The 13,561-nt window shown below is 44.5% G+C and carries 9 protein-coding genes and 4 tRNA genes; 6 read left to right on the forward strand and 7 right to left on the reverse strand.

The features are described 5' to 3' along the window. Nucleotides 1-127 precede the first annotated feature (127 nt). Nucleotides 128-733, forward strand: a complete 606-nt coding sequence (locus ACE01T_RS10975; protein WP_086195272.1) for a hypothetical protein — start codon at nt 128-130, stop codon at nt 731-733. 121 nt (nt 734-854) lie between these two features. Here ACE01T_RS10975 and ACE01T_RS10980 read toward each other — a convergent pair. From ACE01T_RS10980 to ACE01T_RS11005, 6 genes are all read right to left on the reverse strand, one after another. Continuing rightward, nucleotides 855-930 (reverse strand) — tRNA-Lys (locus ACE01T_RS10980). A 221-nt stretch (nt 931-1,151) separates the two neighbouring features. Beyond that, nucleotides 1,152-1,227, reverse strand: a tRNA-Lys gene (locus tag ACE01T_RS10985). 58 nt (nt 1,228-1,285) lie between these two features. Next, nucleotides 1,286-1,361 (reverse strand) — tRNA-Lys (locus ACE01T_RS10990). A 23-nt stretch (nt 1,362-1,384) separates the two neighbouring features. After that, nucleotides 1,385-1,460: transfer RNA gene (locus tag ACE01T_RS10995), tRNA-Lys, on the reverse strand. Between the two features lie 194 nt (nt 1,461-1,654). After that, nucleotides 1,655-3,496 (reverse strand): long-chain-acyl-CoA synthetase, encoded by a 1,842-nt coding sequence (locus tag ACE01T_RS11000; RefSeq protein WP_086195273.1) that lies wholly within the window; start codon nt 3,494-3,496, stop codon nt 1,655-1,657. A gap of 196 nt (nt 3,497-3,692) precedes the next feature. Further along, nucleotides 3,693-7,052: an Rne/Rng family ribonuclease gene (locus ACE01T_RS11005; RefSeq protein WP_086195274.1), complete on the reverse strand. Its 3,360-nt coding sequence runs from the start codon at nt 7,050-7,052 to the stop codon at nt 3,693-3,695. Nucleotides 7,053-7,814: 762 nt separating this feature from the next. Between ACE01T_RS11005 and ACE01T_RS11010 the strand changes: the two genes are divergently transcribed. After that, the gene (locus ACE01T_RS11010) at nt 7,815-8,777 is read left to right on the forward strand and encodes an RluA family pseudouridine synthase (RefSeq protein ID WP_180080072.1); all 963 of its coding nucleotides are present in this window, start codon (nt 7,815-7,817) and stop codon (nt 8,775-8,777) included. Between the two features lie 257 nt (nt 8,778-9,034). Beyond that, nucleotides 9,035-9,703: an HAD-IA family hydrolase gene (locus ACE01T_RS11015; protein WP_180043079.1), complete on the forward strand. Its 669-nt coding sequence runs from the start codon at nt 9,035-9,037 to the stop codon at nt 9,701-9,703. Between the two features lie 127 nt (nt 9,704-9,830). Here ACE01T_RS11015 and ACE01T_RS11020 read toward each other — a convergent pair whose 3' ends face one another. Beyond that, nucleotides 9,831-10,226, reverse strand: a complete 396-nt coding sequence (locus tag ACE01T_RS11020; RefSeq protein ID WP_086195277.1) for a hypothetical protein — start codon at nt 10,224-10,226, stop codon at nt 9,831-9,833. A gap of 433 nt (nt 10,227-10,659) precedes the next feature. Between ACE01T_RS11020 and mhpD the strand changes: the two genes are divergently transcribed. Genes mhpD through dmpG form a run of 3 tightly spaced genes read left to right on the forward strand, consistent with a single transcriptional unit; the run spans nt 10,660 to nt 13,423 of the window. Next, a complete protein-coding gene (gene mhpD / locus ACE01T_RS11025) occupies nt 10,660-11,457 on the forward strand; it encodes a 2-keto-4-pentenoate hydratase (RefSeq protein WP_086195278.1) in 798 nt (265 codons plus the stop codon). 38 nt (nt 11,458-11,495) lie between these two features. Beyond that, the gene (locus tag ACE01T_RS11030) at nt 11,496-12,392 is read left to right on the forward strand and encodes an acetaldehyde dehydrogenase (acetylating) (protein WP_086195279.1); all 897 of its coding nucleotides are present in this window, start codon (nt 11,496-11,498) and stop codon (nt 12,390-12,392) included. 11 nt (nt 12,393-12,403) lie between these two features. Further along, nucleotides 12,404-13,423 carry a 4-hydroxy-2-oxovalerate aldolase gene (gene dmpG, locus ACE01T_RS11035; protein WP_086195280.1) on the forward strand — a complete coding sequence of 340 codons (1,020 nt, stop codon included), beginning with the start codon at nt 12,404-12,406 and terminating at the stop codon, nt 13,421-13,423. The last annotated feature ends 138 nt before the right edge of the window (nt 13,424-13,561 follow it).

The following is a 13,561-nucleotide window of genomic DNA, read 5'->3' on the forward strand; positions in this document are numbered from 1 at the left end:
AAAATCAACAAAATATTCCCATATGTGTGAGGGTAAAATGATGATCCGTGCTTTAGTCTTTATTGTGTACATCGGCAAATATGGCTATGGAAAGCCAAACAAAATTTAACTCTCAGGAGGGAGAGCGGTGTTTCGAAAAGCGAATTATTGTGGTTTTTTCTTGGGGGTGATTTGTGCAGCTTTGGTGGGTTGCAATAAGCCTTTAGAAGACTCTGTCGCGCAACAAATAAAAAAAGAAACTCCAACGAATAGCGATGAGCAGGCTAGAAGCCTGACTGATGTTGCAGGGCGGGCGACTGTTCCGGTGGAACAGGCAGAATCTAGAATCAAAAAAGCCATTCCAGACTGTGCCGAGCCTTATATTGGCCGTTATCAAGCCACGATCAGTTGTGATGATCCTTTTGTCAGATGTAAAGATGGTACAGCAGATTATATTATTAATTTACAGGAGGATGGAATTGCCCATCGCACCCTGATCCATTCGGGGCAAATCAGCTTCGCTTCAAATCTGTATCACCGGCAAGATCGCTGGTCTTATGATAGGCAAAATCATCAGGTGATTTTGCATCGCTCAAATGGGGTGGAATTTTTCTATGATATTGATAAAGATCAAAATCTGGTCATGGATTTGGACAAGATTGCGCATGCTTCTGTCTTAAACGAGCAATATTTTGCCGAAGGCAATCCCTTTCCACAACAGGCATATCGTTTGGTTAAAGAGAAAGTCAGTTAAAGAAAAATTGGATGTTGTTTTCATTTAATCAGACTTGCAATTCAAAAGGGGAGAAATGCTGCAAATGTGGAGCACTTTTTATTATATGGGCGTGTAGATATAAGATGAATAATAAAAAATCTGGTGGGTTGTGAGGGGCTCGAACCCTCGACCAATAGATTAAGAGTCTACTGCTCTACCAACTGAGCTAACAACCCTGAGCAAGGATTAGTGAACTTAAAGCATCGCTTTTAGGGTTCACCCGAGTGCAAGAAAAAAATCTATGATTTTTAAAGGCGCATTAAAACACCGTATTTTGCAACATCGGTACAGCAAAATTTCGAGAATGGCGAATCAACCGAAACGGTGTGGTTTGTCTTGGTCGGAATATTGCAGGTTTCGTTTCTATTGTAGTACAGAAAGAAGCCCTAAGAAAGAATGGTGGGTCGTCCGCGATTCGAACGCGGGACCAACGGATTAAAAGTCCGCTGCTCTACCAGCTGAGCTAACGACCCATTCAGAAAAGGTGCTTTAAAAGCTAAAAAAGCTTCATGTCAGAAGCCTTTAAGAAGATGGTGGGTCGTCCGCGATTCGAACGCGGGACCAACGGATTAAAAGTCCGCTGCTCTACCAGCTGAGCTAACGACCCATCTCTAGATCAATCAAAATAAGTGGTGGGTCGTCCGCGATTCGAACGCGGGACCAACGGATTAAAAGTCCGCTGCTCTACCAGCTGAGCTAACGACCCTGAACCAACATTCAGAACTTGTCCGAATGTGCAGTGCAAGAAAATAAAGAGTTTTCTCAACACCACTTCGTTTTGATGGAGCGTATTGTAGCAAGTTATCAAACGAGCGCAAGTAAAAATTAGCAAACTTGTTGATGTTTGATTATAAATACAACAAATTTGCCTAATCTTATAAAAAAATAGCGGTTCTGCAATTAGAAACGGTATTGATAGGCTTGAATATTGCTGAAGATTTCCGCAGTTAAATCACAATATTCTATCGCATTTGGCAGCAGGACCAGTAAACGCTCATCGGTCTTGTTGGGGTCGAAAGCCTGTTCTTTGAGGGTATTTTTTTGATATTTAAATGTGCCAGTCGTTTCTACTTGAGACTGAACACGTAAAAATACCGGAACAGCATAAGCCGGCAAACATTTTTTGAACTCGCTTGCCATTTGCTTTAAGTCTTGGGCAGTTAATTCTGCACCCTCATTCAAGGTAACGGCTGCCATGCCGGCACGACCATTGGTATGGGGAATTTCTACCCCGTAAACCACTGCCTCAGCAATTTTTTCATATTCACTGACTACATTTTCAACTTCAGTGGTAGACACATTTTCGCCTTTCCAGCGGAAAGTATCCCCGAGGCGATCTACAAACTGGGCATGACGGAAACCGATATCGCGTACTAGATCACCGGTATTAAAGAAAGCATCTCCATGTTTAAATACATCTTTCATAATGACGGATTTATTTTTTTCCGGATCGGTATAGCCGTCAAAAGGTGAACGGCGGGTAATTTTGCCCACCAGTAAGCCGACTTCACCTTTTTTCACTTTTTTACACCAGCCTTTGGCATCTCTCACCGGCTGATTACTTTCCTTATCAAATTCAATAATCGCATAAGGTGTTGGAGAGAAGCCGACCGTGTTGTCAAAGTTAAACACGTTACTAAAGCCTACATTACCTTCACTGGATGCATACAGCTCCAGTACCTCTTCAATGCCGAAGCGTTCCTTGAATTTATCCCAGATATTCGGACGCATGCCATTACCGATCATTTTGGTGACACGGTGGCCTTTTTCCAGTTCAGACGGGGGAGCATCCATTAAATAGCGGCAGAGTTCACCGACATATCCAATGGCTGAGGCATCAAATTTTTTGACATCTTTCCAGAAGGCAGAGGTTGAGTATTTGCGGCGTAATGCAAATGTTGCACTGCTTGCAATCACGCCACACCAGCACACCACAATACCAGTGGCATGATACAGCGGCAGGGTGCAGTACATGACGTCATCATGTTTTAAATCCAGCACGTGACCATAGGTGCCATAAGCCAAAGTCCAGCGGCTATGGGTGAAAATGACCGCTTTAGGCAGGCCGGTTGTGCCTGAGGTATAGATGTAAAATAAGCCATCTTTACCTTGAATGGTGTGCGTGGTCGAAGTATTAAATTTTGGAAATTGGTCGGCTTTTTCCGCCAGGTTGGTCCAGCCCTGAGGTGCTTTGCCGGCATCCACCTGTGTAGCTTGATCGGCAAACCAGTGAAAACGGTCTGTTGCCAGTTCTAGATCCTGACGAACGTCTTCTACAGCTGCACGGCATTCTTCACCGGCAATTACGGCAATCGGCTTGACCAGATTGATACTGTGGGTCAGTGCTTTACCGCTTTGTGAAGTGTTGACCAAAGCAGAGGTGACGCCAATTTTTGCCAGGGCGATAACTGTAGCAATCAGTTCCGGACGGTTTTCTACCATCACCGCAATCACATCGCCTTTTTGTGCACCGAGTGATAAATAGAAGTGTCCAATTTGGTTGGCCCATTCATTCAGTTCCTGATAACTGAATTTCTGATCTTCAAATAATAAAGCCATGCCGTGCGGATTATGTTTTACCGCTTTTTCAAAGGCAATACCCAAGCCTGCTGGAGTATTGGATGTGCGCAAATAGGCTTGTTTGAGACCACTCAATAAATGAGGGACTTTGCTGATGAATTTAGGTATTTTTGCTGCAACATCCGCAATACCAATAAGATCGCTCGGTGTAGTGTGGTTCATATGAATCCTATTTATTTTTTCATAATCCAATACAGTCTATTTGTTCGCAATACGCTTGCTGTGATTTGTACACTTGTCTTTTAATCGTTTCAATCTAGTGCAATCAACCTAATCTGACAAAAGTATCAAAAAAAACCTAGTCACCGGAATGACTAGGTTTTTTTATTTCACTGCACTAGAGCTAATTTAAAACAAATTACGACTCATTTGCAGGTGTTGCTTTCTTTGGTGGACGACCGCGAGGACGACGAGGACGGACAGGTTTATCTCCATCTTCCCCTTCGGTTTTTTCAGCTTCTGCGGTTGGCTCGACCTGAGTTTGTGCGTCCTGAGTAGCTTCTACCGCCAATTCAGCCTGTACGGGTTCAGCAGCCTGTACGGTTTCCTCTGTAGCAATTACCGTTTCAGCAGCAACAACAGTTTCTGCAGTAGGTTCAGCAACTACTTCAGTCACAACAGGCTCGGCCACTTCGGCTGGCGCTGTTTCTGCTTCTGTTACAGCAACAGTTTCTGTCGGCATTGCTTCAGTTGGAGCAGTTTCAGGTTGACTATGCGCCTGCTTTGCTTGCTCTAAAGCTTGTTCAGCAGCCTGTTTTGCCAGACGGCGACGTTCACGTGGATCATTTGCTACACGTTTGTCAGACACCGGTTTTGGTGGTGTCAAGTCCAACACTGGTGCAGGTTCTGCTTCAGGTGCGGCTTTGGTGACTGCTACATCGCGTGTTACCGGGTGTGCTGGTGCTTCAGTTGCCTGAGTCGCGATTGTTGCAGCATATTGCTCGGTAAATTTCACCAGGGCACGGTTGAACGTTGGAATTAAACCAAATTGTTCAATCAGTACTGAACAATCTTCACCATAGACATGGCGAATGAGACTGATCACGGTGTATTGACCCAAAGTTGGAACCTGAGAAGGGCTTAGCTTCGGTGCCTGAGCCTGTCTTGCCTGAGCTTCACGTTTTTGGCGACGACGCATACGCGGATCGTTGCTGGCACGTTTTTCTGCAGGACGTGGCTTGTGTGGTTCATGAGTTTCAGCTGCAGCAGGTTTTTCTTCCTGCGCGACCACTGGTTTCTCGATGACCGGCACTTGTGCTTCAACCGTTACAGGAGCAGCCTGAGTAATTGGTGCTTCAACTACAGCAGGTGCTGAGTTTAATGCAACAATTTCGGTTTTTGCCTCATCAACATTGACCAGCAATGCAGTTGGCAGAACTTCCTGACGAGGTGTATCAATCACTTCGACTTTAGGTTCCCGTTCATTTACGACTACAGCAGCTGCGGTTTGTTGCACTGACTGTTCGTTTAATACGCTCTGATCGCGGTGGCGATTTGGGCGTTCTGGACGTTGCTGGTTACGACGGTCACGGCGTGGTACAGCATTTTGCTCGGTTTGCTGGTCAGCATGTTGTTCAGCGTGTTGACGACGAGAAGGGCGCTTGTTTTCACGTGAATCCTGGCGCTGTTCCGGACGTTGTTCTTGACGTTGCTCATGACGGGAAACCTGAACAATTTCTTCATGCACTTGATTTTGCTGATTGTCGTACTGAACTTGTTCACGTTGCTCTTTAGGCTTGTTACGCTTTTTATTGTGACGTTGCGATTTTTCTTCCTTGTCAGAATATTTATCTGCAACTTCACGCTGTTCCTGTTTGTTACTGGCAGGAACATTTGGCGTTAAGTAAGCATTGCTGCTCGTTGCCGCAACAGGTACGGTCTCGACAGCTGTTGCCATCTGACCGAATTGACCGCGGCTCACGGCACCCGCATTGACCATTTGCTCGATGGCAGCAGCAGCGTTGTTAGCAGTGCGTGCTTGATCTACAGTGGTTGCCTGTTTTTGTACAAACAGGTTTTCTAACCAGGCACATGGACTTGTAGACGGTGCAGCAGGGGCAGCGGCTTGAGTTTGTTGCTGAATAGCAGGTTGCTGCTGTTTTTTCTTGTTGTTGCGCTCTGGCTGGCTTGAAGCTTGTTGAGCAGCTTGCTGGACTTGTTGCTCTTCACCTAAATGCCATTCAGATGCTTCATAACCCAACTCTTTTTCACTTGAACGGGTTGCTTCGGTACGTTCATAGCTGGTTGGGGCAAAACCTTCAGGATTATAGGAAATTTCGTAATGTGGTGTTTCCAGATGCGGGTGAGGCAATACGGTTACACGGACATTCGATGTTTGTTCTAAGTAAACCAGGCTGTGACGCTTTTCATTCAATAAGAATGCGGCAATTTCAACTGGAACTTCAACTTGAACTTCACCGTGGCGTTCACGTAGTGCAATTTCTTCCACTTTACGCATAATCGACAATGATAAAGAGCGTAAGTCACGTACCATGCCTGTACCATGACAGCGTGGGCAAACGTAACCGGTTGCTTCTTCCAGCGATGGACGCAAGCGTTGACGGCTCATTTCCATTAAGCCAAAACGTGACAATTGACCGAACTGGATGCGGGCACGGTCGCTTTGGGTGGCTTCACGCAGTTTCGCTTCCACCATGCGCTGGTTGCGGTCTTTGGTCATGTCGATGAAATCGATCACCACCAAGCCACCGATATCGCGTAAACGCAGTTGACGCGCAATTTCTTCTGCTGCTTCTAAGTTGGTGTTTAAAGCAGTGTCTTCAACGTCGTGACCACGGGTCGATTTAGCCGAGTTAATATCGATCGACACCAAAGCTTCGGTCTGGTCAATCACGATTGAACCGCCAGAAGGAAGTTTTACTTCACGTTCATAAGCGGTCTGAATCTGGCTTTCAATACCGAAATGGGCAAATAAAGGCTCATTTAAAGTATAGGTTTTGAGTTTGTCGATTTGACGTGGCATTACTGCTTTCACGAAGTTATAAGCTTCATTGTAGGCTTGTTCTGAGTCAATCAGGATTTCTGCAACATCATCACGTAAGTAGTCACGAATTGCGCGTGTTACCACACCGGCTTCTTGATGGACCAGCATGGGTGATGGGCCAGAACTTGCGGTGTTTTGGATTTGTGCCCAAAGATCCATCAAGTGCTGTAAATCAAGTTGCAATTCTTCTTGCGAGCGGCCAATACCTGCGGTACGCACAATCACGCTCATGCCACGCGGAATATTCAGTGAGGCCAACATTTCTTTCAGTTCTTCACGCACTGAACCGGAAATTTGACGGCTGATACCGCCACCTTTCGGGTTGTTTGGCATAAGCACCAAATAACGGCCAGCAAGCGAAATGAAGGTAGAAAGGGCAGCACCTTTATTACCACGTTCTTCTTTTTCCACCTGGACTAAAAGTTCGGTACCTTCAGTGATCAATTCGCGGATATTTGAAGTTTGGCGAGGATCTGCCTTGTAATACGAGTTTGCGATTTCACGCATGGACAGGAAGCCTTGACGGCCTGCACCATACTCTACAAAAACAGCTTCTAAAGAAGGTTCAACGCGAGTGACGTGACCTTTATAGATATTGGATTTTTTTTGTTCACGGGTACGATTTTCTAGATCGAAATCGTAAAGACGCTGACCAGTGACAAGTGCAACGCGAATCTCTTCGGCATGTGTTGCATTAATCAACATACGTTTCATGGGTGTAACACCTAATAGTGATACACAGCAGGACATCGCTATACACGTAGCGAACATCACACATTACGGATCAACACCCAGATCTCAAAATGACGCAATTGTGGTCTGAGCTTTTTTACCGGCCTTTTTTTTGGGCTGCGGTTTTTTGATTCACGTATTGAAGATGGCAATACGGCTTCAATCTTATAAACGATTAAAGTCACCTGAACGATTCACTGGCGGACAAACGGTGCATTAGATGTGAGTAACTTTCACTGTCACGTAGCTTGAAGATCGTCCCTTCATTAATTCATGATCGGGCGTCTTGATACGGAATTATCATCGTATCTTTGCTTTATGTGCAGATCCAATGCATCAACGTTGTAGCCTGAATGCGACTTCAGGGTGCGATTAATCTGATGTGTATCAGTTTACGTTTAAAAACCAACTAGGTTGGCGACATATTTTTTAGGGCAAACTGATTTATGTACGAAGTACAATTAAACGCAACAGTTTGCTTTTTTGCCGATATAATAAGCCTTCGGCGTCGGCATATTCTTTAGGGACCTTTCCGTATTTAATGTGAATGGTGAAATTTAATATTGAGCTTCAAAAAAGATTGAAGTGATTAAATTTTTTCACACTAACGGTGGTATCCGTGCGCTGACTATATCAAACCTTGCATCATCTGCCTATGGGCTAAGCTTATCTTTCTTGTGTAAAGCATAGCCCAAGTGATCAGTTTTTAATCAATTTTAGTATTTTTTGGGTCATCGTAACTGTATGAATTCTACGCAAGAATGGCAAAGTGTCACCTGGTTTGAAGTGGACGAGCATCAATTGGGTCAACGCATCGACAATTTTTTATTTTCCAGACTTAAAGGTGTACCAAAAAGTCGGATTTATCGTTTAATCCGTGAAGGACAGGTTCGGGTCAATAAAAAGCGCGTTAAGGCGGAAACCAAACTGAATATTGGTGACCAGATTCGCGTTGCACCAATTCGTTTTGAGCCTAAAGATGAAACGGCGGCACCAGTATCGGATAAAGTGGCGCAAAGCCTGCTTAGTCGAGTGGTGTATGAAGATGAAGGCCTGATGGTAATAAACAAACCTTCAGGGATTGCCGTGCATGGCGGTAGTGGTGTGGCGTATGGGCTGATTGAAGGACTGCGTGCAGCCACCGGCAAGAAATATCTGGAACTGATTCACCGTATTGACCGCGATACTTCGGGACTGGTGATGATCAGTAAAAAACGCAGTACTTTAAAAACGCTGCAAGATTTATTGCGTGAACACAAAATCAAAAAAACCTATGCCGCGATTGTCAAAGGGCAGGTGAGCCTGGATCAACAGCTGATTGATGCCCCTTTGCACCGTTATGAGCTGGCCAATGGTGAGCGCCGGGTTCGTGTCTCTAAAGAAGGTAAAGACAGTAAAACCCAGTGGAAGGTAGCAGAGCGTTTCATGCATGGCACACTGGTTTACGCTTCACCACTGTCTGGCCGTACCCATCAGATTCGTGTACATGGTTTGAGTATTGGTCATCCTTTAATTGGTGATGATAAATACGGTCATGAGACTGAATATAAGGGGCCAAAGCCGCGTCGTTTATGTTTACATGCCATGCGTCTGGAAATTCCGGGTTATCCGATCATTGAAGCACCTTTGCCTGAAGATATGCAGAGTCTGGTGGCGCAGCTCAGAGCGCAGAAGAAGGATAAGCCGGTCGTTACTTTTGATGACTAGTAAGTTTTAATCCTCTCCCTGAGCAGCATTGCTGCGCAAGTTTCCTTTCTTGCACATCGTTTAAAGCAGTGCTTTAAACTCGTTCAGGAGAGGGGACATCACGTAAAATATTCTGTCATTAACTCAGACTTCGTGTAGTCAGTATTTTGATTTAGTAAAAAATGAATGACTAAGCAAAAGGGTTTCTCTCTCCTTGTAGGAGAAGGCTAGGGGGAGGTGAATAATTAAATACTGAATCAAATACTAGGAAAGCATTTATGAACACACCTGTAAAACTGGTTATTTTCGATTGGGATGGCACTTTATTTGATTCGGTCGGTCAAATTGTGGCGAGTTTGCAGTTCGCAGCACAACAATTCCAGCAACCCTTAACAGATGAAGATGCCAAAAGTATTATCGGGCTAGGTTTACCGGAAGTCGCACAGCGTTTATTTCCGGCTGTGCCTGAGTTACATGCCGATATTTTACAGTCCTATTCAGAGCACTATGTTGCCAATTCAACTGGTGATCAATGGTTCGCTGGTGTTGCCGACATGTTAGAAGCATTGGCTCAAGCAGGGGTGAAACTGGCAGTCGCTACAGGCAAAAGCCGTAAAGGTCTGGATCGTGTTTTAAAGCAGACACAAAGCATGGAGCTGTTTGCGGCGACACGTGCAGCCAGTGAAACCCGATCTAAACCACATCCTTTAATGCTGGAAGAAATTCTGACCCAAACTGGTGTCCAGGCTGAACATGCGATCATGGTCGGTGATACTTCCTATGATCTGGAAATGGCACAAAATATTGCCATGCCGCGTATAGGGGTAAGTTATGGGGTCCATACTCCGGAAGTCCTTTCCCGCTATCATCCGCTGGCCATTGCAGATGAGGTCGCAGATTTGCATCAGCTTTTATTAAACCATGTGAATTTGAAACAGGCGGTTTGATCCAAGCTGAAGACTAAAAAGGGTGATGTAAAGTCACCTTTTTTTGAACTTCTTTCATAAGGGTCTTTTATTTACCCCGATGGAAGAAATAAAGAGGGTCTCGGTAGTGATGCAACAAGTTTCATCTTTATTTCATTCTAAATTTTTGTAGTTCCGGTTTGTGATTTCCCCAGCCAGTCCAGTAATCGGTAACAGTGACCGTTTTATTCTGAATACTCATGATTTTATAAATATAGTTACGGGGCGGTGAAATTTCATTGGGACGAATCACTTCAGTCATGACAAAAATTTCTGGTGCAATCCAGGTAATACGCCAGGCATCTTTATTATAGTAGCCGTGGCTGCAGTCCATTTCATTTTGCCATGCTGCAGCAGTCGCCTGGGCATTAAATTTTAAGCCTGCGCATTCAGCATCCGCTAAAACAAGGTATTTGCCTTTTAGTGACTGCTGATAATTCTGTGCGAAAGTTGAGCAGGAAAGGATGCTCAGTAAAATTGTACTGAAAATGGTTTTATGGTTCATAAAGTAGCTGTAGTTTGTTGATTTTAAAAAATATAAATAACATTTTTAGGTCTGCTGAAATAGGGTTTTTGTACTCAAAATAAGCATTCAATCTAGTCTTTTAGTCGTAGATCGATGGTTATTTCATGAATCTGACAATCTGACATTAAGTTCATATGGGAAAACAGTTTTTATATTTGGTTCATATGGCTGTTTTTTTTAAATAAAACCAAGTTAATTTATAGGAATTAGCTATTGTCATAAATAAAATAAGTATTGGCATAAAAAGCGCAATTTTCCGATTCTAAAACTGTTTATACATATACGCGTTTGCCAAGATGGGCAGCAGCCCTTTGCTGATGGCTTTGATCAGTTCACAGATTTCTTCTTGTTGTTCATCGCATTTCCATCGATAACGGTATAAGTCCAATTTTTGCAGTTTAAGGAAACATTGATGTCGAATTCTGCTGTTGTTGAATCAGTTGCGCAAGCATTACGTAACGCTGAATTATCAAAAACTGCGATTGCCCCTGTTCGCCCGCAACTTGGTGGCGAAAGTGCTGACGTGGATATCGCATACGCCGTTCAGGAAGTAAATACAGAGCGCGCATTATCTGAAGGTCGTCGTTTGGTTGGTCGTAAAATTGGTTTGACCTCTAAAGTTGTGCAAGCGCAGCTGGGTGTAGACCAACCGGACTTCGGTATGTTGTTTGCTGACATGGCTTATGGTGATGGCGAAGCGATTCCAGCGGGTCTATTGATTCAACCCAAAGTTGAAGCAGAAATCGCGTTAATCATCAACAAAGATTTAACCCAAGAAAAACACACTTATGCAGACATTATCAGTGCGACTGAATATGCACTGCCTGCTGTAGAAGTAGTCGATAGCCGGATTGAAAACTGGAAAATTTCATTGATTGATACGGTTGCAGATAACGCTTCTTCTGCGGCTTATGTTTTGGGTTCACGTCCTGTGAAACTTGAAAATCTTGATCTTGTAAATTGCAAAATGACCATGAAACGCGGTGAAGAAGTCGTGTCTCAAGGCGTTGGTAAAGCATGTCTGGCTAACCCGTTAAACGCTGCGGTTTGGCTGGCGGATGAAATGGTACGTCGTGGTCGTCCTTTACTTGCAGGCGACATCATCCTGACAGGTGCATTAGGTCCTATGGTTGTCGCTAACCCGGGTGATGAATTCGTGGTTGAAATTGAAGGTTTTGGTTCTGTAACTGCTGCATTCGCTGCTGAATAAGTCCAGATTTTAAGAGCGTTTTTTAAGAGAAATTGTTCATGAAGAAGATTAAATGTGCATTGATCGGTCCAGGCAACATTGGTACTGACTTGCTATATAAATTACAACGCAGTGAATTTCTAGAGCCAGTATGGATGGTGGGTATTGACCCAACTTCTGAAGGTTTGGCACGTGCTGCGAAAATGGGTTTAAAAACCACTGCTGACGGTGTAGACGGTTTACTTCCTCACGTTCTGGAAGACGACATCAAAATTGCATTCGATGCAACTTCTGCCTACGTTCACGCTGAAAACAGCCGCAAGTTGAATGAACTTGGCGTGTTGATGATTGACTTGACGCCTGCTGCGATCGGTCCATTCTGTGTACCACCAGTAAACCTGGAAGCTTTGTTAGACGCGGGCGAAGTACCAAACGTAAACATGGTAACTTGTGGTGGTCAGGCAACGATTCCTATGGTTGCAGCAATTTCACGTGTTCAAGCAGTTGAATATGGTGAAATCATTGCTACTGTATCGACTAAATCTGTAGGTCCAGGTACACGTAAAAACATCGACGAATTCACTCGTACTACAGCCGGTGCGATTGAAAAAGTTGGTGGTGCTAAAGCGGGTAAAGCGATCATCATTATTAACCCGGCAGAGCCACCACTGATGATGCGTGATACGGTTCACTGTCTGGTTGAAGGCGAACCAGATCAGGCGGCAATCACAGAATCTGTGCATGCGATGATCAAGGAAGTTCAAAAATACGTGCCAGGTTACAAACTGGTAAACGGTCCAGTATTTGATGGTAACCGTGTATCCATCTTCCTGGAAGTTGAAGGCCTGGGCGATTACCTGCCTAAATATGCCGGTAACCTCGACATTATGACTGCAGCAGCTGCGCGTACCGCAGAAATGTTTGCAGAACGTGTTTTAAACGCAGTTGAAGCATAAGGAGCATCTTCATGTCTAAGATTATTATTAATGATATGACTTTACGTGATGGCATGCATCCTATGCGCCATCAAACTACACCTGAGCAAATGGTTGCGATTGCAACTGCTCTGGATGATGCAGGTGTCCCTTTAATTGAAGTTACACACGGTGACGGCTTGGGCGGTAACTCTGTGAACTACGGTTTTGCAGCGGCAACCGATGAAGAATATTTGAAGGCAGTGATTCCAAACCTGAAACAGGCAAAAGTATCTGCACTTTTACTGCCGGGTATTGGTACGGTTGATCACTTGCAAATGGCGCATGATGTTGGTGTTTCTACCATTCGTGTGGCAACGCATTCAACTGAAGCTGACGTTTCTGAACAGCACATTACTGCTGCACGTAAACTCGGTATGGACACTGTGGGCTTCTTGATGATGGCACACATGGCTTCTCCAGAAAAACTGTTGGAAGAAGCACAAAAAATGGTGTCTTACGGTGCAAACTGTATCTATGTAACGGATTCTGCAGGTTACATGCTTCCTCAAGACGTGACTGACCGCGTAGGTATTTTACGTGCCAACCTGGGTTCAGACATCGAAATCGGTTTCCATGGTCACCATAACCTGGGTATGGGTGTTGCAAACTCTGTATCTGCTGTGACTGCTGGTGCAACGCGTGTTGACTTGGCTTCTGCTGGTTTAGGTGCAGGTGCAGGTAATACACCACTTGAACTGTTTGTTGCGGTTGCTAACCGTATGCAAATTGAAACCGGTGTAGACTTGTTTAAGGTTCAAGACGTTGCAGAAGATCTGATCATTCCAATGATGACCCATCAGATTCGTGCTGACCGTGACGCAGCGACTTTAGGTTATGCGGGTGTTTACTCTTCATTCCTGTTGTTTGCTAAACGTGCTGAAGCGAAATATGGCGTGTCTGCGCGTGAAATCCTGATGGAACTGGGTCGCCGTGGTACTGTAGGTGGTCAGGAAGACATGATTGAAGACTTGGCATTGACCATGTCTAAAGCTAAAGAAGCTAATGCTTAATCTGCTTTAAGTTGAAGCAAAAAAAGCGTCCGAAAGGGCATTGCTGTCCCACAATTTTTCACAAGAGGAAGCTCATTTGAGCTTCCTCTTGTTTTATGGGTATTTTATCGGGTGAAAATAAAGCTTTTAAAGTTCTTC

Origin of the sequence: Acinetobacter uliginosus (assembly GCF_044130295.1) — a bacterium.
In the GTDB taxonomy this organism is placed as follows: Bacteria; Pseudomonadota; Gammaproteobacteria; order Pseudomonadales; family Moraxellaceae; genus Acinetobacter.

Excerpts from the sequence above, each read along its gene's own strand:
- ACE01T_RS11000 (WP_086195273.1), bottom strand. The coding sequence starts at position 3,496 with ATGAACCACACTACACCGAGCGATCTTATTGGTATTGCGGATGTTGCA.
- ACE01T_RS11005 (WP_086195274.1), bottom strand. The coding sequence starts at position 7,052 with ATGAAACGTATGTTGATTAATGCAACACATGCCGAAGAGATTCGCGTT.
- ACE01T_RS11010 (WP_180080072.1), top strand. The coding sequence starts at position 7,815 with ATGAATTCTACGCAAGAATGGCAAAGTGTCACCTGGTTTGAAGTGGAC.
- ACE01T_RS11015 (WP_180043079.1), top strand. The coding sequence starts at position 9,035 with ATGAACACACCTGTAAAACTGGTTATTTTCGATTGGGATGGCACTTTA.
- ACE01T_RS11020 (WP_086195277.1), bottom strand. The coding sequence starts at position 10,226 with ATGAACCATAAAACCATTTTCAGTACAATTTTACTGAGCATCCTTTCC.
- mhpD (WP_086195278.1), top strand. The coding sequence starts at position 10,660 with ATGTCGAATTCTGCTGTTGTTGAATCAGTTGCGCAAGCATTACGTAAC.
- ACE01T_RS11030 (WP_086195279.1), top strand. The coding sequence starts at position 11,496 with ATGAAGAAGATTAAATGTGCATTGATCGGTCCAGGCAACATTGGTACT.
- dmpG (WP_086195280.1), top strand. The coding sequence starts at position 12,404 with ATGTCTAAGATTATTATTAATGATATGACTTTACGTGATGGCATGCAT.